Annotated in this window: 18 protein-coding genes, 2 tRNA genes and 1 other RNA gene; 13 read left to right on the top strand and 8 right to left on the bottom strand. The window is 74.3% G+C overall.

The window, feature by feature from the left end; genetic code table 11:
• Nucleotides 1–76: 76 nt before the first annotated feature.
• Together ACQ614_RS17175 and ACQ614_RS17170 are read left to right on the top strand one after the other, a co-directional pair.
• A complete protein-coding gene (locus ACQ614_RS17175; protein WP_431679433.1) occupies nt 77–1270 on the top strand; it encodes a sensor histidine kinase in 1194 nt (397 codons plus the stop codon).
• Nucleotides 1267–1935: a response regulator transcription factor gene (locus ACQ614_RS17170; protein WP_431679432.1), complete on the top strand. Its 669-nt coding sequence runs from the start codon at nt 1267–1269 to the stop codon at nt 1933–1935. The genes ACQ614_RS17175 and ACQ614_RS17170 overlap by 4 nt, the downstream gene beginning before the upstream one ends.
• Before the next feature lie 97 nt (nt 1936–2032).
• Here the strand turns inward: ACQ614_RS17170 and ACQ614_RS17165 are convergent.
• Nucleotides 2033–2117, bottom strand: a tRNA-Ser gene (locus ACQ614_RS17165).
• A gap of 128 nt (nt 2118–2245) precedes the next feature.
• Here ACQ614_RS17165 and ffs point away from each other — a divergent pair.
• The 9 genes from ffs to ACQ614_RS17120 all read left to right on the top strand — a co-directional run bounded on the left by ffs (nt 2246) and on the right by ACQ614_RS17120 (nt 10691).
• Nucleotides 2246–2342: signal recognition particle sRNA small type (gene ffs / locus ACQ614_RS17160), an RNA gene on the top strand.
• A gap of 64 nt (nt 2343–2406) precedes the next feature.
• Nucleotides 2407–4605: a DNA polymerase III subunit gamma and tau gene (locus tag ACQ614_RS17155; protein ID WP_431679431.1), complete on the top strand. Its 2199-nt coding sequence runs from the start codon at nt 2407–2409 to the stop codon at nt 4603–4605.
• A 131-nt stretch (nt 4606–4736) separates the two neighbouring features.
• Nucleotides 4737–5048 carry a YbaB/EbfC family nucleoid-associated protein gene (locus ACQ614_RS17150; RefSeq protein WP_431683948.1) on the top strand — a complete coding sequence of 104 codons (312 nt, stop codon included), beginning with the start codon at nt 4737–4739 and terminating at the stop codon, nt 5046–5048.
• A gap of 218 nt (nt 5049–5266) precedes the next feature.
• Entirely contained in the window at nt 5267–5866 is a 600-nt protein-coding gene (recR, locus tag ACQ614_RS17145; protein WP_431679430.1) for a recombination mediator RecR, read from the top strand.
• Nucleotides 5859–6500 carry a DUF5063 domain-containing protein gene (locus ACQ614_RS17140; protein WP_363492184.1) on the top strand — a complete coding sequence of 214 codons (642 nt, stop codon included), beginning with the start codon at nt 5859–5861 and terminating at the stop codon, nt 6498–6500. The genes recR and ACQ614_RS17140 overlap by 8 nt, the downstream gene beginning before the upstream one ends.
• A 238-nt stretch (nt 6501–6738) precedes the next feature.
• Entirely contained in the window at nt 6739–8019 is a 1281-nt protein-coding gene (locus tag ACQ614_RS17135) for an aspartate kinase (RefSeq protein ID WP_363492183.1), read from the top strand.
• A gap of 276 nt (nt 8020–8295) precedes the next feature.
• Entirely contained in the window at nt 8296–8820 is a 525-nt protein-coding gene (locus ACQ614_RS17130) for a SigE family RNA polymerase sigma factor (protein WP_431683947.1), read from the top strand.
• Nucleotides 8813–9823, top strand: a complete 1011-nt coding sequence (locus ACQ614_RS17125; RefSeq protein ID WP_431679429.1) for a hypothetical protein — start codon at nt 8813–8815, stop codon at nt 9821–9823. Before ACQ614_RS17130 ends, ACQ614_RS17125 begins: the two co-directional genes overlap by 8 nt.
• Nucleotides 9824–9902: 79 nt before the next feature.
• Nucleotides 9903–10691, top strand: a complete 789-nt coding sequence (locus tag ACQ614_RS17120) for an SURF1 family protein (RefSeq protein ID WP_431679428.1) — start codon at nt 9903–9905, stop codon at nt 10689–10691.
• A 10-nt stretch (nt 10692–10701) separates the two neighbouring features.
• Here ACQ614_RS17120 and ACQ614_RS17115 read toward each other — a convergent pair whose 3' ends face one another.
• From ACQ614_RS17115 to ACQ614_RS17105, 3 genes are all read right to left on the bottom strand, one after another.
• Complete coding sequence (locus ACQ614_RS17115) at nt 10702–11112, bottom strand: hypothetical protein (RefSeq protein WP_431679427.1); 411 nt, start codon at nt 11110–11112, stop codon at nt 10702–10704.
• Nucleotides 11109–12944, bottom strand: coding sequence for a S9 family peptidase (locus ACQ614_RS17110; RefSeq protein ID WP_431679426.1), 1836 nt, complete (start codon nt 12942–12944; stop codon nt 11109–11111). The genes ACQ614_RS17115 and ACQ614_RS17110 overlap by 4 nt, the downstream gene beginning before the upstream one ends.
• A 71-nt stretch (nt 12945–13015) precedes the next feature.
• Entirely contained in the window at nt 13016–13378 is a 363-nt protein-coding gene (locus tag ACQ614_RS17105) for a nuclear transport factor 2 family protein (RefSeq protein ID WP_431679425.1), read from the bottom strand.
• A 127-nt stretch (nt 13379–13505) separates the two neighbouring features.
• Between ACQ614_RS17105 and ACQ614_RS17100 the strand changes: the two genes are divergently transcribed.
• Both ACQ614_RS17100 and ACQ614_RS17095 read left to right on the top strand, forming a co-directional pair.
• Nucleotides 13506–16187, top strand: a complete 2682-nt coding sequence (locus ACQ614_RS17100) for an AAA family ATPase (protein WP_431679424.1) — start codon at nt 13506–13508, stop codon at nt 16185–16187.
• A gap of 301 nt (nt 16188–16488) precedes the next feature.
• Nucleotides 16489–17034, top strand: a complete 546-nt coding sequence (locus tag ACQ614_RS17095) for a DUF6197 family protein (RefSeq protein ID WP_431679423.1) — start codon at nt 16489–16491, stop codon at nt 17032–17034.
• Between the two features lie 59 nt (nt 17035–17093).
• Here ACQ614_RS17095 and ACQ614_RS17090 read toward each other — a convergent pair whose 3' ends face one another.
• The 4 genes from ACQ614_RS17090 to ACQ614_RS17075 all read right to left on the bottom strand — a co-directional run bounded on the left by ACQ614_RS17090 (nt 17094) and on the right by ACQ614_RS17075 (nt 19177).
• Entirely contained in the window at nt 17094–17249 is a 156-nt protein-coding gene (locus ACQ614_RS17090; protein ID WP_431679422.1) for a hypothetical protein, read from the bottom strand.
• A gap of 7 nt (nt 17250–17256) precedes the next feature.
• Nucleotides 17257–17409 (bottom strand): hypothetical protein, encoded by a 153-nt coding sequence (locus ACQ614_RS17085; RefSeq protein WP_431679421.1) that lies wholly within the window; start codon nt 17407–17409, stop codon nt 17257–17259.
• Between the two features lie 652 nt (nt 17410–18061).
• Nucleotides 18062–18135: transfer RNA gene (locus ACQ614_RS17080), tRNA-Pro, on the bottom strand.
• Between the two features lie 100 nt (nt 18136–18235).
• Nucleotides 18236–19177 carry a metallophosphoesterase gene (locus tag ACQ614_RS17075; protein ID WP_431679420.1) on the bottom strand — a complete coding sequence of 314 codons (942 nt, stop codon included), beginning with the start codon at nt 19175–19177 and terminating at the stop codon, nt 18236–18238.
• Nucleotides 19178–19214 lie beyond the last annotated feature (37 nt).

Raw genomic sequence — 19214 nt, 5'->3', positions numbered from 1 at the left:
GGCGCTGTCATGTCGCTGTTAGGTCGCCTCGCCTAGCCTGATCAGGCAGCCAGGTGGTGCGGGAGAGGGAGGACCGATGACGGTGGACCAGGGTCTGCCCAAGCGACCCGTGCCACGCCGCCGCAGTGTCCGTTGGCAGTTCACGACCCTGTATTCCAGCCTCTTCCTGGCCTCGGGCGCCATGATGCTGGCGGTGGTCTGGCTGATCGCGGGCGGCTCGCTGGAGGTCACGCCCGCTCCGGACAACGGGACCGGGCCCATCGCCCCGGGCGCCCAGGCGCGGATCGCGAGCCTTGAGCACCAGCTCGCCGAGGCCCACACCCAGCAGACGCACCAACTGCTACTCGGCTCGGCCGTCGGCCTGACCGTGATGGGCCTGGTCTCGGTGGTGCTCGGCTGGTACGCCGCCGGGCGCGTGCTGCGCACACTGCGTGCGATGACCACCGCCACCCGCCGGATCTCCGCCGACAACCTGCACGAGCGGCTTGCCGTCCAGGGCCCGAACGACGAGCTGAGGAACCTCGGCGACACCATCGACGAGCTACTGGTGCGCCTGGAGGGCGCGTTCACGGCCCAGCGGCGATTCGTCGCCGACGCCTCCCACGAACTGCGCACCCCGTTGGCCACCATGCGGGCGGCAGTGGACGTGACGCTCGCCAAGCCGGGCCCCCTCCCCGAGCAGACACGGAGGCTGGCGGGCCGGGTGCGCGCGGAGCTCGACCAGGTCGACCGGCTGCTGGACGGCCTGCTGACACTGGCCCGCGCCCAGCACGGCGTGCTGCCGGGCACCGAAACCGTCCGCCTGGACGAGCTCGCCGCCGAAGCCCTCGACGAGCGGGCCGACACCATCGCCCGCCGCGGTCTGACGGCGACCCGCGAGACCGACTCCGACGTCCGCGTGCACGGCAGCCGCACGCTGCTGTGCCGACTGGTGCAGAACCTGGTCGACAACGCGGCGCAGCACAACGAGCCCGGCGGCTGGCTCCGCGTCGCCGTCCGCACCGGCAGCGACGCGCCCGTCCACCTGGTCGTGGAGAACGCCGGACCGAAGCTGACGCAGGACGAGGCGGCACAGCTCGTCCGCCCGTTCCGCCGGATCGGCCCGGATCGGCGCGGCGGCAGCGACGGATCGGGTCTCGGGCTCGCCATCGTCGCGGCGGTCGCCGAGGCGCACGGCGGCACGCTGGAGCTGCGTGCCCGCTCCGAGGGCGGCCTGCGGGTCACCGTCACCCTGCCGCAGGTCGGCGGAGACCAGGAGCCCGTGGCATGAGGGTTCTGGTGGTCGAGGACGCCCGGGCGCTCGCCGACCTCGTGGTCGAGGGCCTGCGCGACCAGGGCATGGCAGTGGACGTCGCCTACGACGGTCTGGAGGCCGCGGCAAAACTGAGCACCGCCGCGTACGAGGCGGTGGTGCTGGACCGGGATCTGCCGGGCATCCACGGCGACGCGCTCTGTCAGATGATCGCCGACCGGGACGAGCGGCCCATGGTGCTGATGCTGACCGCCGCCGACTCGCCGGGCGACCGCGTCGACGGTCTGAGCCTGGGTGCCGACGACTACCTGGTCAAGCCCTTCCACTTCCCCGAACTCGTCCTCCGGCTACGGGCCCTGGCCCGCCGTCGGCCCTACGCCCGCGCCCGCGTGCTCCGCGTGGCCGGCATCGAGCTCGACCCCGTCCGCCGCGCCGCCAGTCGGGACGGGCGACGACTCGACCTCTCGGTCAAGGAGTTCGAAGTCCTCGCCGCCCTGCTGCAGGCCAGCCCCGCCTTCCTCAGCACGGAGGCCCTGCTGGAACAGGTGTGGGACGAGCACGCCGACCCGTTCACCAACACCGTCGCGGTGACCATCGGCAGACTCCGACGCAAGCTCGGCGATCCACCAGTGATCGCCACCACACCCACGGTCGGCTACCGGATCGCCGATCCGACAGAGTGATCGCCTGTGCGAGCCGCCGCTGCACCACTTGCGGCAACGGCGACCCGCTGACGACGAAGGCCCGGACCGCGTGGTGCGGTCCGGGCCTTCGTGAAGGCGGAGGATACGAGATTCGAACTCGTGAGGGGTTGCCCCCAACACGCTTTCCAAGCGTGCGCCCTAGGCCTCTAGGCGAATCCTCCGTGGGAGAGCTTAGTACATGTCGAGGGGTGCTCGCGAACCGCTATCCCGCAGGTGGCCGTGCGCGGTCGCCTGCGGATCTCAGACGGGGTGGATGGGCCACCCCGCGGCTGGGATCCGCTACTCTTGGGGCAGCCCCTCGTGCGGCGTTATCTCTCTGAACCCCCCCAGGGCCGGAAGGCAGCAAGGGTAGGAGGGCTCTGGCGGGTGCACGGGGGGTCCTTGCGTTCAGGGGCGTCCGGCCGTCGAGGGACGACGCGTTTGTCGGCCCGTCCCGATATCGTCGGTGGCGTGTCCCTAGCCCTGTACCGCCGCTACCGCCCCGAGACCTTCGCGGAGGTCATCGGGCAGGAGCACGTGACCGCCCCGCTCCAGCAGGCCCTGCGCAACAACAGGGTCAACCACGCATACCTGTTCAGCGGGCCGCGAGGCTGCGGCAAGACGACGAGCGCCCGCATCCTGGCGCGCTGTCTGAACTGCGAGCAGGGCCCGACCCCGACCCCCTGCGGCGAGTGCCAGTCCTGCCGTGACCTGGCGACCGGCGGCCCGGGGTCGATCGACGTGATCGAGATCGACGCCGCCTCGCACGGCGGCGTCGACGACGCGCGCGAGCTGCGCGAGCGGGCGTTCTTCGCCCCGGTGCACAGCCGGTACAAGATCTTCATCCTGGACGAGGCGCACATGGTGACCTCGGCCGGCTTCAACGCCCTGCTGAAGGTCGTGGAGGAGCCGCCGGAGCACCTCAAGTTCATCTTCGCGACCACCGAGCCGGAGAAGGTGATCGGGACGATCCGGTCCCGCACCCACCACTACCCCTTCCGCCTGGTGCCCCCCGGCACCCTGCGCGACTACCTCGCCGAGGTCTGCGGCCGCGAGGGCATCCAGGTCGAGGACTCGGTCTTCCCCCTGGTCGTCCGGGCCGGTGCGGGCTCGGTGCGCGACTCGATGTCGGTGATGGACCAGCTGCTGGCGGGCGCCGGCGAGGCCGGTGTGACGTACCAGATGGCCACCGCCCTGCTCGGCTACACCGACTCCGCGCTGCTGGACGAGGTGGTGGACGCCTTCGCCGCGCACGACGGCGCCACCGTCTTCCAGGTGGTGGATCGCGTCGTCGAGGGCGGCCACGACCCGCGGCGCTTCGTGACGGACCTGCTGGAGCGGCTGCGCGACCTGGTGATCCTCGCCACAGTGCCGGACGCCGGCGAGAAGGGTCTGATCGACGCCCCGGCCGACCGGGTCGCGGTGATGCAGGCACAGGCGGACCGCTTCGGTGCGGCCGAGCTCAGCCGCGCCGCCGACATCGTCAACACCGGCCTGACGGAGATGCGCGGCAATGCCGCGCCCCGCCTCCAGCTGGAGCTGATCTGCGCCCGGGTGATGCTGCCCGGTGCGTACAGCGACGAGCTCTCGCTGCAGGCCCGGCTGGACAAGCTGGAGCGGCGTGCCACGGTGGGCGGTTTCCCCGCCGCGGGCGCCATGGCCGCCGGGCCCGGCCCGGTGATCGCTGCCGCCCCTGTACAGGCCGCCCCCGTCCAGGCAGCCCCCGTGCCGGTCGCCGAGGTGTCGCCCGTGCACCAGCCGCCGGCCCCGGCCCCCGTCCAGGCCCCTGCCACGGCCCCCGCGCCGCAGCAGGCAGCCGCCCAGGCCGCTCCGGCTGCTCCGGCGCCCGGCGCCTGGCCGATCCCGCGCAGCTTCCCCGCCCCCGGCGGGGCCCCTGCCCCCGGTACGGCCCCCGCGGCCGCCCAGGCACCGGCCCCGCAGGCCCCCGCGCCCGCGGCCCCTCCGGTGCAGCCGCCGGTGGCCGCGCCCGCCCCGGCGTCCGGTGCGCAGCCGTCCGCGGCCGCCCAGCAGGGCGCGGCCCAGATCCGGCAGATGTGGCCGCAGATCCTGGAGGCCGTGAAGAACCGCCGCCGTTTCACCTGGATCCTGCTCAGCCAGAACGGCCAGGTCGCCGGCTTCGACGGCAGCGTCCTGCAGGTGTCCTTCGTCAATGCGGGCGCCCGGGACAGCTTCGTGGGCAGCAACAGCGACGAGGTGCTGCGCCAGGCGCTGGCGGACGCGCTCGGTGTGGACTGGCGGGTGGAGTGCATCGTCGACCCGTCGGGCGGCGCCGGTGCGCCGGCCCCGGCCCCGCAGGGCGGGGGCGGTGGCTGGGGTGCTCCACCGCAGCGTCCGGCCGCCCCGCCCGCGCAGCCGTCGTACCAGCCGCAGTCCGCTCCGCCGCCGCAGCAGCCCGCCGCCCCGCAGGCCGCTCCGGTGCAGCCGCCGCGGCCCGCGGGCCCGTCCGCGGTGCAGCCTGCCGCGCCGGTGGCGGCTCCGCCGCAGGCCGCGGGCGGCTACCAGGCGCCGCAGCCGCCGCCGGTGGCCCCGGAGGACGACGTCCCGGAGGACGACGACCCGGATCTGACCGAGGAGGCCTTCTCCGGCCAGGAATTGATCATCCGTGAGCTCGGGGCGACGGTCCTGGAGGAGATCCACCACAACGGCTGACGCGCCCCGGCGGGCGGTGCCGGGCCGCGGCGGGGTTCCCGGCCGCGGCGCCCGGTGGCGCCGCGTAGGCTCGGGGGCGACGACGTCGTTGAAGGCAGGAGAGTGCCGTGTTCCCTGGTGGCCAGCCCAACATGCAGCAGCTGCTGAAGCAGGCGCAGAAGATGCAGGAGGAGCTCGGCCGGGCTCAGAAGGAACTGGCCGAGACGAAGGTGAGCGGTTCGGCGGGCGGCGGCCTGGTCGAGGCGACGGTGACGGGCGCCGGCGAGCTGGTGGCGCTGACCATCGCCCCGGCCGCGGTCGACCCGGAGGACACCGAGACCCTGGCCGACCTGGTCCTCGCCGCCGTCCGGGACGCCAACGCGGCGGCCCAGCGGCTGCAGGCCGAGCGGATGGGCCCGCTCACCCAGGGCCTCGGCGGCGGCATCCCCGGTCTGCCGTTCTGACCTGTGTCGCGAACCGGGTCCGCCCGCGGTGTCCGGCGGTTGCGGCCTGTCACCGGCGCGGTTCCCGGCGGGCCGGAACGCGCCGGTGCTGTGTGATTTATGGGTGAGTCGGGCGCCGGACGGTGTGTCCGGCGCCCGATTCGTTGGATGATGGCACCGGAGCGACGGGCCCGGAGCACTGGGCACCGGGCCGTGGCCCGGCCGAAGGAAGGCGTGACGTGTACGAGGGCGTGGTTCAGGACCTGATCGACGAACTGGGCAGGCTGCCCGGCGTCGGGCCCAAGAGCGCGCAGCGGATCGCCTTCCATGTGCTGCAGGCCGACCCGGTGGACGTCCGGCGGCTGGCGAACGCGCTGATGCAGGTGAAGGAGAAGGTCCGGTTCTGCGCGGTCTGCGGCAATGTCGCGGAGTCCGAGCAGTGCCGGGTCTGTCTGGACCCGCGCCGCGACCTCGCGGTGATCTGCGTGGTCGAGGAGCCGAAGGACGTGGTGGCGATCGAGCGGACGCGCGAGTTCCGCGGCCGGTACCACGTGCTGGGCGGCGCGATCAGCCCGATCGAGGGCGTCGGCCCGGACGACCTGCGGATCCGGGAGCTGATGACGCGGCTCGCGGACGGCACGGTCACCGAGCTGATCCTGGCCACCGACCCCAACCTGGAGGGGGAGGCGACCGCCACCTATCTGGCCCGGCTGTGCAAGCCGATGGGCCTGAAGGTGACCCGGCTGGCGAGCGGCCTGCCCGTCGGCGGGGACCTGGAGTACGCCGACGAGGTCACCCTCGGCCGGGCCTTCGAAGGGAGACGACTGCTCGATGTCTGACCACAGTGACACCGCCCACACCCGGGAACCCGACGACTTCGCCGTCCAGATCGCCGACTCGGTGGAGAGCTTCGTGCTCGCCGTGACCGAGGTGGCCAAGGGCGACGAGCCGGGCAGCGCGATCTCGCTGCTGCTGCTGGAGGTCTCGCAGCTGCTGCTGGCGGGCGGCCGGCTGGGGGCCATCGAGGACGTCCTGCCGGAGGACCGGTTCGAGCCGGACACCGGGCCGGAGCCGGACGGCGTCGAGCTGCGCGAGCGGCTCGCCGAGCTGCTGGCGCCGATCGACGTGTACCACGAGGTCTTCGACCCGTACGGGCCGCCGGAGAAGCCGAGCGCCTTCCGGATCTCGGACGACCTGGCGGGTGTGGTCGCGGAGCTGCGGCACGGCCTGGTGCACTACCGGGAGGGCCGGGTCAGCGAGGCGCTGTGGTGGTGGCAGTTCTCGTACCTGTCCAACTGGGGTTCGACCTGCACGGCGGTGCTGCGGGCGCTGCAGTCGCTGATCGCGCACGTCCGGCTGGACAGTCCGATCGGTGCGGCGGTGGACGGTGCGGACACCGACCAGGACGGGCTCACCGACGAGCAGCTGGAGCAGCAGGCCGGCGACCTGATGGCCGCCGAGCTGGGGCTGTGAGGAAGGTTCCACCGAATCTCCACAACGTGAAATCCGGGGTCGGGCTGGTGCCCGGCCCCGGATTTTCTTTCGGCGGGCGGGGCTCCGCCCGCAGACCTGCCTGTTCCCGCTGCTCACCAGGCGATATGGTCGTCTCGTCATATGGATGGCTCCGGTCGCCCGCGCCCCGCTCGATAGACTGGCCGCGACCGCAGAAGGGGGCCACCACCCCCGAAACGACACAAGTCGAGGAGCGCACGTGGGCCTTGTCGTGCAGAAGTACGGCGGCTCATCCGTTGCGGATGCCGAAGGCATCAAGCGCGTCGCCCGACGGATCGTCGACACCAGGAAGGCCGGCCATGAGGTCGTCGTCGTGGTGTCCGCGATGGGAGACACGACGGACGAGCTCATCGAACTCGCGGAACAGGTGACCCCTATTCCGTCCGGCCGTGAGTTCGACATGCTGCTGACCGCAGGAGAGCGCATCTCCATGGCGCTGCTGGCCATGGCGATCAGAACGCTGGGCTTCGACGCCCAGTCCTTCACGGGCAGCCAGGCGGGCGTCATCACCGACGCCACGCACAACAAGGCACGCATCATCGACGTCACGCCCGGCCGCATCCGCAACGCCCTGGACGAGGGCAACATCGCGATCGTGGCCGGCTTCCAGGGCGTGTCGCAGGTCAGCAAGGACATCACCACGCTGGGCCGCGGCGGCTCGGACACCACCGCCGTCGCCCTGGCGGCGGCGCTCGGCGCCGAGGTCTGCGAGATCTACACCGACGTGGACGGCGTGTTCACCGCCGACCCGCGCGTGGTGAAGAAGGCCCGCAAGATCGACTGGATCGCCTTCGAGGACATGCTGGAGCTGGCGTCGTCCGGCTCCAAGGTGCTCCTCGACCGCTGCGTCGAGTACGCGCGCCGCTACAACATCCCGATCCACGTTCGCTCGTCGTTCTCCGGTCTGCCGGGGACAATCGTGAGCAACGACAACCCCAACAAGCCCGAAGGGGGCGAGATGGAGCAGGCCATCATCTCCGGAGTCGCCCACGACACGTCCGAGGCCAAGATCACGGTCGTCGGGGTGCCGGACAAGCCGGGCGAGGCGGCCCGCATCTTCCGCGCCATCGCGGACGCCGAGGTCAACATCGACATGGTGGTGCAGAACGTCTCCACCGCGTCCACCGGCCTGACCGACATCTCCTTCACCCTGCCCAAGACCGACGGCCAGAAGGCCATCGACGCCCTCGGCAGGGTCAAGGACGGCATCGGCTACGAGTCGCTGCGCTACGACGACGCCATCGGCAAGCTCTCGCTGGTCGGCGCCGGCATGCGCTCCAACCCGGGCGTCACCGCGACGTTCTTCGAGGCGCTCTCCGAGGCCGGGGTCAACATCGAGCTGATCTCCACCTCCGAGATCCGCATCTCGGTCGTCACCCGCTCCGAGGACATCCCGGAGGCCGTGCGCGCCGTGCACACCGCCTTCGGCCTGGACACGGACACCGACGAGGCCGTCGTCTACGGCGGCACCGGCCGCTGATCCACCGGACGGGCCGGGCGCACCGATCTGCGGTGCGCCCGGCCCGTTCGTTCGTGGAACGGGAGCACCGTCACGGTTTCTCCCGATCCTGCCGAGACAATCCGTCATAATCACCCGTTGTCCCGCTGGAGCGGCCTCCCGTTCGTACGGAAGAATGGCAGGCCGTCCGGGCAACCATGACGGGGGATCGAGTGTCCAACAGGCGTGTCGAACGTGATCGAGGCGGTGCCGGTGGTGTCGCTGCCGCTGCCGGTGCGCCGGTCGGCAGCTAGTCGGATGGGCTCGGCCGCGGCGGCGGACGCGACGGGGGCCAGCGTCGACCAGCTCACCGAGACCTACCAGGCCCACTACCGGTCACTGCTGCGCCTTGCCGCGCTGCTGCTGGACGACCTCTCCTCCTGCGAGGACGTCGTGCAGGAGGCGTTCATCCGGGTCCACGCCGCCCGCAAGCGGGTCCGCGAGCCCGAGAAGACCCTCGCCTACCTGCGGCAGACCGTCGTCAACCTGTCCCGCTCCACGCTGCGCCGACGCATCCTGGGCCTCCGCCTGCTGCCCAAGCCCATGCCTGACATGGCCAGTGCAGAAGAAGGGGCCTACGATGCGCTGGAGCGCGATCAGCTGAGGACCGCGCTGAGAGGGCTGCAACGCCGTCAGCGGGAGGTGCTCGTGCTGCGCTACTACGCGGACCTGACGGAGGCCCAGGTCGCCGAGGTGCTCGGCGTCTCCGTCGGCTCGGTCAAGGCGTACGGCTCGCGCGGACTGGCCGCCCTGCGCGTCCTGATGGAGAGCAGCCATGACTGACGACCAGCAGGGCCGCGAGCGCGCCGAGTACGAGCTGCGCGCCCTCCTCCGCGAATCCGTGGCCGCCGTCGAGCCCGACCCGGCCGCACTCGGCCGCATCCGCCTCGCCGTGCCCCGCCGCCGCGCCCGCCGGCGCCACGCCTGGACGGGCGCGGTCGCCGCCACCCTGGTCGCGGCCGCCGCCCTGCCCACCCTGCACGCCGTCCGGCCCTTCGACCTCTCCGGCGGGCCCACCGCCGGCAGCGCCGACGCGCACGGCGCCAGCAGCGTGCCCCGGCCCAGCCGGGGCAGCCCCGGTGGCCCGCGCAGCACCCCGCTGCCCGCCTTCCCCGACGGGCGTCCCACCCCCTCGGCGAGCGGCAGCGGCACCGCCACCGACCCCGGGCGGTCCGGCACCCCCGCCAGCGCGCCCCCGGCCGTCCCCGCCTGCCTGCGGGCCGACCTCGGCCGCGCCACCGCCCACCTGGACACGGCCGACAGTGCCGGCAGCATCTACGGGTACTTCACCGTACGGAACACCTCTGCCCGCAGCTGCGGGCTGACCGGCCCCGGCACCGTCGCCGCCACCGCGGGCGGCCCCGCCGAACAGGCCCGGATCAAGGTCGTCGACCACATCGCCGGCGACGCCGCCGCGGCACTGCCCGCCCCGACCGCCGTCCCCCTCCCGCTGGTGCTCGCGCCCGGCGAGGGCTACCGCGTCCGGTTCGGCTGGGTGCCCGAGGGCACCTGCCCGAGCAGCGCCCCCCGGGCCGCCGGGCCGGCCGCCGCCCCCGCCGCCGACAGCGCCGCCCCGGCCGCCCCCGGCGCGGCCGGCACCGAGACCAGCCCCAGCCCGACCCCCTCGGCCGTCCCGCCGAGCGTCACCGTCGCGCACACCCCCGAGGGCGGCGTGCCCGAGGCGGCCAGTGCGGTGATCACCGGGAGCTGCGGCGGCACGGTCTACCGCACCGCCCCCGAGACCGTCCCGGTCGAGCCGCCCACCGCCGCACCCACCTCCGGCTGACCGCCGCGCGGCGCGGCGCGCCGGCCCGCGACGGCACCCCTGCGGCCGGGGCCGGCGTAGGGGTCGTTACCGTGGTGGTGTGTACCGGTTTCTCCTGACTCCGCGGTGGATCGCCGCCAGTGCCGTCGGCGTGGCCGCCATCGTGGTCTGCCTGATGCTCGGCAGCTGGCAGCTCGGCCGGTTCGAGGACCGGGTCGACAGCCACCGGGACACCGCCCGGGCCTCCGCCGCCGCGGCCGCCTCCGCCGCCGCACCGCTCACGGACGTGCTCACCGCCGACCGGCCGCAGGTCGGCACCGACACCGTCGGCCGGGCCGTCACCGTCACCGGCAGCTACGACGGCGCCCACCAGTTCCTCGTCCCCGGCCGCACCGTCGACGGGAAGCAGGGCTACTACGTGCTCACCCCGCTGCGCACCACCGACGGCCGGGCCGCCGCCGTCGTCCGCGGCTGGGCGCCCGGGGAGCCCGGCAGCGGGCAGGCGCCGCCCGCGGCGCCGACCGGCGAGGTCACCGTCGTCGGCCGGCTCCAGGCACCCGAGAACAGCGGCAGCGGCGGCGCCGTCGCCGGCGGCCTGCCCGCCGGGCAGCTCGGCACCATCAGCCCCGCCACCCTGATCAACGTGCTGCCCTACCAGGTGTACGACGGCTGGATCGCCGCCGACAGCGTCACCCCGCCGCTGGCCCAGGTGCCGACCGTCGAACCGCAGGGCGGCAACGGCCTCACCCTGCGCGCCTTCCAGAACCTCGGCTACACCCTGGAGTGGTTCGTCTTCGCCGGCTTCGTGGTGTTCATGTGGTTCCGGCTGGTCCGCCGGGAGGCGGAGGCCACCCAGGACCGGGCCCTCGGGTTGGACCCGGTCCAGTAGGCCGCGCCCGCTAGCGCTTGGTCGGCAGCGGGGTCTTCGCCGTCGGCAGCGGAGTCCGAGGCGAGGGCAGCAGGCTGCCGGAGCCCGGCACCGGGCTCGGCGAGAAGGACCACGACCGGCTCGGCACCGGGCTCGGCGAGGAACCGCAGCCGTAGCCGTCACCGCTCGACCCGCTCGTCGAGCCGGACGTGCCCGAGTGGTGGTGCACCGTCCGGCTGCTCTTGGACTTCTTGGCGCTGCGCCCCGACTTGGCCATCAGCTGCGCCGACAGGTCGCCGCCGAGCGCCCCGCCGTCCACCGAGACGGCCGGAGCACCGGCCGCATCGGGGTCGCAGGGGTCGTCGCTCTCGTCCGAGCATGCCGTCGCCGTCAGCAGTACCGTCAGCACTGCGGCCGCAGCCAGGGCGGTGCGTCTGCTCATTGTCCGTCTCCCCCGTGCACAGGGCCGCCGAGGTGCCGCTGCGCGAAGTCGATCTCAAGCCTCAGCTGCCGGATGCGCTCCTCCACCACCAGCGAGCCGTGGCCGGCGTCGTAGCGGTAGACCTCGTGCACCTTACCGAGGCCCTCCAGCCGGGCGACATAGTTCTCGATCTGCCGGATCGGGCAGCGCGGGTCGTTCACGCCCGCGCTGATGTACACCGGGGCCTTCACCTGCTCCACGTACGTCAGCGGCGAGGACGCCCGCCAGCGGTCCGGCACCTCCTCCGGCGTGCCGCCGAACAGCGTGCGGTCCAGCGACTTCAGCGCCTCCATCTCGTCCGCGTACGCCGTGAGGTAGTCCGCGACCGGGACGGCCGCCAGGCCCAGCGTCCAGTCCTCGGGCTGCACCCCGAGACCGAGCAGCGTCAGGTAACCGCCCCAGGAACCGCCGGACAGCACCAGCCGGGCCGGATCGGCCAGCCCCGACGCCACCGCCCACGTGCGGACCGCGCCGATGTCCTCCAGCTCGATCAGGCCCACCCGCTCGCGCAGCGCGTCCGTCCAGGCCTGCCCGTAGCCCGTCGAGCCCCGGTAGTTGACCCGGACGACGGCGAAACCGTGGTCCAGCCAGGCGGCGGGCCCGGCCGCGAAGGAGTCGCTGTCGTGGTGGGTCGGGCCGCCGTGGATCTCGAAGACCGTCGGGAACGGGCCCTCGCCGGCCGGCCGCTGGACCAGCGCGTGCACCCGCCCGCCCGGCCCCTCCACCCAGACGTCCTCCACCGGCACCGACCCCGGCGGCACCGGGCCCGGAGCCCGCAGCACCACCGTGCCCGCCGTCGAGCGGACCGCCGACGGCTCCGCCGCCGACGACCACAGGAACTCCACCGTGCCGTCCGGCCGCGCCGTCGCCCCCGCGACCGTGCCGCGCGGCGTGTCCAGCCGGGTCAGCTCCGCCGCCGCCAGGTCGTACGAGAAGAGCTCGCTGCGCGCCTCGTACTCGTGCTCGATGAGCAGGGACCGCGCGCCCGGCCGCCACTGTGCCGACAGGTCGCCGGGGAACTCCCGGCCCTGCTCGTCGCGGAGCACCAGCTCGGTCTCGGTGCCGGCCACGACGTCCCACAGCATCGGCTCCCAGCGGCCCCGGCGCTGGTGCGCGACCAGCAGCCGGGTGTCGCCGTCGGCCGGCGCGAAGCCCAGGCAGGCCACCCCGCGCGGGTCCTCGCGCCCGGTGACCTCGTCCAACTCGGCGACGGCCGCACCGTCGGACAGCCGCAGCACCCGGATCGCCGAGTGCATCGCGTCGCCGTGCTCGGTGTGGTCCACCGCCAGCAGCGAACCGTCGTACGACAGGTCGCCGATGCCGCCGTACTCGGCGTGCCGGTACACCACCTCGGCCTCGGACGAACCCGGCCGGCGCAGGTACAGCGCGGTGCCCTCGTCGTCCGTGGAGGTGCCCACCACCACGGTGCCGTCCCGGCCGAGCGCCAGACCCGCCGAGTACGCGGCGGGCACGCCCGGCACCGCCTCCTCGTCCGGGCCGCCCGCGAACGGCTGACGGCGCCACACCCCGAACTCGTCGCCGTCGGTGTCGTCGAACCACCACACCCAGGCGCCGTCCGGGCTGAGCTCCGCATCGGTCGTGCCGTTCGGGCGGTCGGTCACCCGGCGGTGCGTGTCCGTCACCCGGTCCCAGGCGTACACCTCGTAGGTACCGGTGCCGTTCGACACGTACAGCGCCCGCTCCGGGGCCTCCTCCGCCCAGTCGGGCAGCGACACCCGTGCCGCCCGGAACCGCTGCTCCCACGCCGGTGCGGCGCTCTTCTCCTCGCTCATCCCCCCATCCAACCCGATGCCCGGCGCGGAACGGAACGCGTCCGCAGCGCCGGGCACCGGACGGCCCCGCCTCAGGCGCCGGGCACCTTGTCGAGGAAGCCCGCCACCGAGGCGACCCGGCCCTCGCCGTCCACGGCCAGCACGTCGAAGCCCTCCACCAGCGGCTCCGCCCCGGCCGGGCCGAGACCCCAGGTGAACCGGGCCACCCGGTGGTGCGCGTCGACCGGTCCGAGCGTGAACACGAAGCCCGGGAACTGCGCCTGCACCGCCGCCACCGTCGCGTCCAGCCCGTCCCGCCCGACCACGTCCACCAGGGGGTCGGTGTAGCTGCCGTCCTCGGCCCACAGGGCGTCGATCGCCGCCAGGCGGGCGCCGCCGTCGGTCTCGTTCCACACGGAGATGTACTCCTCGACGATCTGCCGGAGGTCGCTCACGATGCTGTCCCTTCGATCCGCCGCGGGCCGTTCCCCGCTGCTCACGAAGGTAGCCGCGGCCCAGTGCCCGGCGAATCGGTCGGCCATAGGCAACTGTCCCGCCCCGCACCGGACATGGCTGGGTAGGGTGGCAGACGTGCTGTACGGCAGGACGGGGGAGCAGGCAGCGGTCGAGGCCCTGCTGGGCGCCGCGCGGGAGGGCCGCAGCGGCGCCCTGGTGCTGCGCGGCGAGGCCGGCATCGGCAAGACCGCGCTGCTCGACGCCGCAGCCCGCACCGCCGACGGCTTCCGGGTGCTCCGGGCCACCGGCATCGAGTACGAGGCCGAACTCCCCTTCGCCGGGCTGCACCTGCTGCTCGCACCCGCCCTCGACCGCCTGGACGCCCTGCCCGGCCCGCTGCGCCGCGCCCTGGAAGGCGCGTTCGGCCTCGCCGACACCGGCCCCGGCGACCGGCTGCTGCTGGGCCTCGCCACCCAGCACCTGCTCGCCGAACTCGCCGGCGACCGGCCGCTGCTGTGCCTGATCGACGACGCCCAATGGCTGGACGCCGCCTCCGCGGAGGCCCTGCTGATCGCCGCCCGCCGGCTCCGCGAGGAGGGCGTGGCGCTGCTGTTCGCCGCCCGCGACGGCGAAGGCGCCTTCCCTGCAGGCGGGTTGGCCGAACTCCGGCCCGCCCCGCTGGCCACCGCGGACGCCGAACAGCTGCTCCCCGCCGGGCTCGACCCCGCCCTCCGCCGCCGGGTGCTCGCCGAGGCGCACGGCAACCCGCTCGCCCTCACCGAACTCCCCGCCGCCCTCGCCGCCGGCGCCCAGGCGGGCCCGCTGCCGCTGCCCGGCCGCCTCCGACTCGCCTTCCACGGACGGCTGACCCGCCTGCCCGCCGCGACCCAGACCCTGCTGCTGGCCGCAGCCGCCGAGGAGACCGGCGACCTCGGCACCGTCCTCGCCGCAGCCGCCGCACTCGGAGCCGGCCCCGCCGACCTCCCGCCCGCCGAGCAGGACGGCCTCGTCCGCGCCGCCGACGGCGGCATCGCCTTCCACCACCCGCTGCTGCGCGAAGCCGTCCTGCAGCGCGCCCCGCTCGACCAGCGGATCGCCGTCCACCGGGCCCTCGCCGGCGTCCTCGACGGCGACCGCCGCACCTGGCACCTCGCCCTCGCCGCCACCGGACCCGACGACGGCCTCGCCGACGCACTCGAAGAAGCCGCCCACCGTGCCGAGGCCCGCGGCGGACACGCCGGCGCCGCAGCCGCCTTCGAGCGGGCCGCCCGGCTCACCGCCGACCGCGACGGACACACCAGGCGCCTCGTCCTCGCCGCCGAGGCCGCCGCCGACGCCGGCGAGAGCGACCGGGCCGCCGACCTCGCCGTCCGCGCCCGTGCCCGCACCGCCGACCCCGTCGCCCACGCCCTGATCGACCACCTGCGCGCCGCCGCGGCCTTCCAGCACGGCGACCACCCCGCCGCCTACCGGCTGCTCCTCGACGCGGCCGGCCCCGGCACCCCGGCCCCGCACGCCGCCCGGATGCTCTTCCTCGCCTTCCACGCCGCCTGGTACCTCGGCGAGGCCGAACTCGCCACCGCCGTCGACCGGCTGGCCGCCCTGGAACTCCCGCCCGACGACCCGGCCGCGCCGATCGCCGACTACCTCCTGGCCGGCACCCTCCCGCTGCTCGGCCGCCCCGCACCGCCCGCCCCCGACGCCGCCGAGGCCGTCGACCGGGCCCGCCGCGCCGGTGCCGACGCCGTCCGGGACTTCGCCCAACTCAGCGGCGTCACCCTCGTCCTCGGCCGGGACGAGGAGACCCACCGGGTCACCGCCGCCCTGATCGAGGAGGCCCGCCGGGCGGGCGCCGTCGGCACCCTCCCCACCCTGCTCTTCTTCCACGCCGAGGCCCAGCTCTTCCACGGCCGGCACCGCGAGGCCGAGATCACCGCCGACGAGGGCCTCTCGCTCGCCCGCGACACCGGCCAGCACCAGTGGGCCAGCCAGCTCGGCGCCCTGCTCGCCCTGCTCGCCGCCCTGACCGGGGACGCCGGGCGCTGCACCGCCCTCGCCGCCGAGGCCCTCGACGGCCGCGGCCCGGCCCGGCCCGCCGGACGCGCCTGGACGCAGTGGGCACTCGGCCTCCTCGACCTCGGCGAGGGCCGCGCCGCCGAGGCCCTGGACCGGCTCGCCGAACTCACCGGCGGCAGCCAGCGGCACCACGTCTCCGGCACCCGGGCCGTGCCCGACCTGGTCGAGGCCGCCGTCCGGATCGGCCGCCCGGAGCAGGCCGAGGAGCCGTACCGGCGGTTCGCCCGCTGGGCGGAGGCCTGCGGACAGCCGTGGGCCCGCGCCCTGCTGCTGCGCTGCCAGGCCCTGCTCGGCCCCGACGAACTCGCCGAGGCCGGCTACCTCGCCGCCCTCGACCTGCATCGCACCGCCGAGCGCCCCTTCGAACAGGCCCGCACCGCCCTGCTGTACGGGGAGTGGCTGCGCCGCTCGCGCCGCCGCACCGACGCCCGGCCGCACCTGCGGGCCGCCCTGGAGGCCTTCGACCTGCTCGGCGCCGGGCCCTGGGCCGACCGGGCGCGCACCGAACTCACCGCCACCGGCGTCGGCGCCCCCGCCGCACCGGCGGCCGGACCGCTCGCCGCCCTCACCCCGCAGGAGCTGCAGATCGTCCGGCTCGCCGCCCAAGGCCTGAGCAACCGGGACATCGCCGCCCAGCTGTTCCTGAGCCCGCGCACCGTGGGGCACCACCTCTACAAGGCCTACCCCAAGCTGGGGGTGGCCTCCCGCCAGGACCTCGCCGGCCTGCTCTGACGACGGCCGCGGGTTCGTGCCGCGGGTTTTGCGTGGTCCGCCCTGCCGGTTCTTGCGTGGTCCGCTCTGCCGACACGCCGGACGGCCGCGGCGACCTGTCGGCCCGTTCCTTCGGGGTGCCCGCCGCCCCTCCGCCCCGCCGCTCGACGCCGCGACCTCGCGGTTCGCGGGCCGGGGGCCGGCCGGTCCGGCTGCCCGTCAGGGCGCGGGGACTCGCCCGCTGCCGCGGCCCGCGTCGCCGCGGAGAGCCTTCCGGGTTATCAATGAAGCTGCGACAAACCCGGACAAAAGGACCAGCGCCATGCCCGTCTCCAACCTCATCGTCGGTCCGCCGCCCCCACTGACCGTCACCGTGGACGGCTCCGCCCTGATCACCGAGATCGAGGACTACCTCGCCTCACTGCCGCCGTCCGCGCGTATCCCCGTCCCGTACGTCTGCCCGCTGGGCCGGGCCCTCCAGCCCTGGAACGCCGACCAGCCGCTGCCCCGCCGCACCGTCCTGGACCGGCTGGCGCACCGTCCGCCGCGGCCCGTCCCGGTGTCCGTCGCCGGGCACCTCCAGCTGACGTCGCGCTACCTCACCGCCTTCGGCTGGCTGCAGGGCGCCCTCTGGGACATGCACGGCCGGGTCTGCCTGCTCGGTGCCCAGACCGCCGTGCTCGCCCACGGCTACGGCACCCCGCAGACCGTCCGCCGCGCCCGTACACAGGTCATGGAGGTCCTGCACGCCGGCGGCATCACCGTCAGCTCGCCGGACGTCTACAACGACGCCCCCACCACCCGCGAGGCCGACATCCACCGCCTCCTCGCCTCGGCCGCAGCCCGCGCCCACCACCTGGGCATCTGAGGCGGGCCGGTCCGGCCGACGGCGGGCGGTGCGGCCGGGCGGTGTGGCGGGGGCGGGGCTCAGCCGGCCGTGCCGGCCGGCTTGACCAGGTCGACCGCGGCGGCCAGACCGAGGCCGGGGACGGCCCGGCGCAGCTCGCGGACGGCGCGCACCTCGTCGCCCTGCGGATCGACGCCGGCCTGCACGAGCGCGCCTGCGACCCACCGCCCCTTCACCTGCCGCTCATTGCCGACCGGCCCGGCCAGGACCGACGGGGGCGCGCTCCAGCCCGGGCCGCTCCTCGGCGCCGGCGACGGCCGGCGACTGCTGCAGCGCCTCGCGGGCAACGTTCGGCTCGCGCAGGGCCACCAGGCGGGTGTCTTTTGACGAAAGCATGATCAACCCCTTGCCGGTCAACGTATCAGAGTGATCGTCAGATCGATCCGGCCCGCAAGGTCGAGCACCTCTGCGCAGGGCGAGGCTTGCTCGGGATCCGACAGCCCGGGGCTAGCGGGAGAGCTGATCGTGTGACAGCCCGTAGCCCGCAGGGGGTGATGCCAGCCCGTGGGCACCGCCGGGCCTGGGCTGAGGCGGGGCCCAGGGCGAGGTGCCGGGCAGAGGACGGCACACCCGGCCCCGGCCCCGGGTGTGCCGTCCTGGCCGCCGTATCTGATGCCGGCGCCGCCGCCCGCAACGGCCTGGGCATCGCCGCCATGCTGCTCGGGATCCAAGGGCGCTGAGTGCTCCGGGACCACTGGGTGGGCCAGGGGTGGGACCGTCTGCCAGCCGGCGACAAGGGGGAGCACACCCTCGCCTTCACTCCGCCGTCCGTACCGAGCCCGACCATCCCGCGTCCGCCGGGCCTTCCGCGCCGCCATCACCAAGATGGAGGGCGTGACTGGGGTCGAGTGGACTCCGCATGAGCTGTGCCGCAGCTTCGCGCCCTGCTCGCTGGAAACGGTGCGCCCTGAGGCGCAGTCACGCAGTTAGACACGCACAACGAGAAAGGGCCCCACCGGATCTCTCCGATAGGGCCCTTCCCACTGGGTCGGGGTGGCGGGATTTGAACCCACGGCCTCTTCGTCCCGAACGAAGCGCGCTACCAAGCTGCGCTACACCCCGGTCCTGCTCTGTTGCCTTCCGTCTCCGGCGCAACGAGTAGAACTCTACAGGAGGTGTGCCGAGAGACGAAATCCGATTCCTCTCGGGGCGTCGTGGCTGGTCAGCGGCCCGGTGTCAGGGTGAGGAGGGTGGCCTCGGGCGGGCAGGCGAAGCGGACCGGGGTGTAGCGGTTGGTGCCGCAGCCGGCGGACACGTGGAGGTAGGAGCGGTGGCCGCCGGCCTTGTGGGTGGAGAGGCCCTTGACCCGGTCGGTGTCGATGTCGCAGTTGGTGACCAGGGCGCCGTAGAAGGGGATGCACAGCTGCCCGCCGTGGGTGTGCCCGGCGAGGATCAGCGGGTAGCGGTCGGCGGTGAAGGCGTCCAGCACCCGCAGGTAGGGGGCGTGCACGACGGCGAGCGACAGGTCGGCGTCGTCGGAGGGGCCGCCGGCCACCTTGGCGTACTTGTCGTGGCGGATGTGCGGGTCGTCCAGGCCGGTGAATTCGACGTCCAGGCCGCCGATCGTGAGGCGTCCGCGGGCGTTGTTGAGATTGAGCCAGCCGGCCTCGTCGAAGCCGTCGCGGAGCTTCTGCCAGGGGTTGTGGACGGCGCCCTTGATGCCGCGGCGGCCGGTGCCGTCCGGGTTGTTGAGGCCGTGCACGCCGGTGCGCAGGGCGGTGAGGTACCGGGTGGGGCTCTTGCGGGCCGGGCCGTAGTAGTCGTTGGAGCCGAAGACGTACACGCCGGGGAAGTCCATCAGCGGCCCGAGGGCGTCCAGGGTGGCCGGGACGCCGAGCGGGTCGGAGAGGTTGTCGCCGGTGTTGACCACGAGGTCGGGGCGCAGGCCGGCGAGGCTCTGCAGCCACCGCTGTTTCTTCTGCTGTCCGGTCACCATGTGTATGTCGGACACCTGCAGGATCCGGATCGGCCGTGCGCCGCGCGGCAGGATCGGGACCTCGACGCGGCGGAGGCGGAACGAGCGGACCTCGTAGCCGGCGGCGTAGGCGAGGCAGGCGGCGCCGGTGGCGGCGATTCCGAGCGGGACGGAGTACAGCGGTCGCATCGGTCCATGCTCTCAGACCCCGCCGGGGCCCGTGAAC

The sequence above is a fragment of the Kitasatospora dryopteridis genome (assembly GCF_050749075.1).
Taxonomy (GTDB): Bacteria; Actinomycetota; Actinomycetes; order Streptomycetales; family Streptomycetaceae; genus Kitasatospora.
Note: the sequence above shows the minus strand (reverse complement) of the source record. Positions and strands in the feature narration are given on the sequence as shown.

Excerpts from the sequence above, each read along its gene's own strand:
- ACQ614_RS17150 (WP_431683948.1), top strand. The coding sequence starts at position 4,737 with ATGCAGCAGCTGCTGAAGCAGGCGCAGAAGATGCAGGAGGAGCTCGGC.
- ACQ614_RS17095 (WP_431679423.1), top strand. The coding sequence starts at position 16,489 with ATGCCCGTCTCCAACCTCATCGTCGGTCCGCCGCCCCCACTGACCGTC.
- ACQ614_RS17175 (WP_431679433.1), top strand. The coding sequence starts at position 77 with ATGACGGTGGACCAGGGTCTGCCCAAGCGACCCGTGCCACGCCGCCGC.
- ACQ614_RS17125 (WP_431679429.1), top strand. The coding sequence starts at position 8,813 with ATGACTGACGACCAGCAGGGCCGCGAGCGCGCCGAGTACGAGCTGCGC.
- ACQ614_RS17140 (WP_363492184.1), top strand. The coding sequence starts at position 5,859 with ATGTCTGACCACAGTGACACCGCCCACACCCGGGAACCCGACGACTTC.
- ACQ614_RS17170 (WP_431679432.1), top strand. The coding sequence starts at position 1,267 with ATGAGGGTTCTGGTGGTCGAGGACGCCCGGGCGCTCGCCGACCTCGTG.
- ACQ614_RS17085 (WP_431679421.1), bottom strand. The coding sequence starts at position 17,409 with ATGCTTTCGTCAAAAGACACCCGCCTGGTGGCCCTGCGCGAGCCGAAC.
- ACQ614_RS17075 (WP_431679420.1), bottom strand. The coding sequence starts at position 19,177 with ATGCGACCGCTGTACTCCGTCCCGCTCGGAATCGCCGCCACCGGCGCC.
- ACQ614_RS17115 (WP_431679427.1), bottom strand. The coding sequence starts at position 11,112 with ATGAGCAGACGCACCGCCCTGGCTGCGGCCGCAGTGCTGACGGTACTG.
- ACQ614_RS17110 (WP_431679426.1), bottom strand. The coding sequence starts at position 12,944 with ATGAGCGAGGAGAAGAGCGCCGCACCGGCGTGGGAGCAGCGGTTCCGG.
- ACQ614_RS17130 (WP_431683947.1), top strand. The coding sequence starts at position 8,296 with ATGGGCTCGGCCGCGGCGGCGGACGCGACGGGGGCCAGCGTCGACCAG.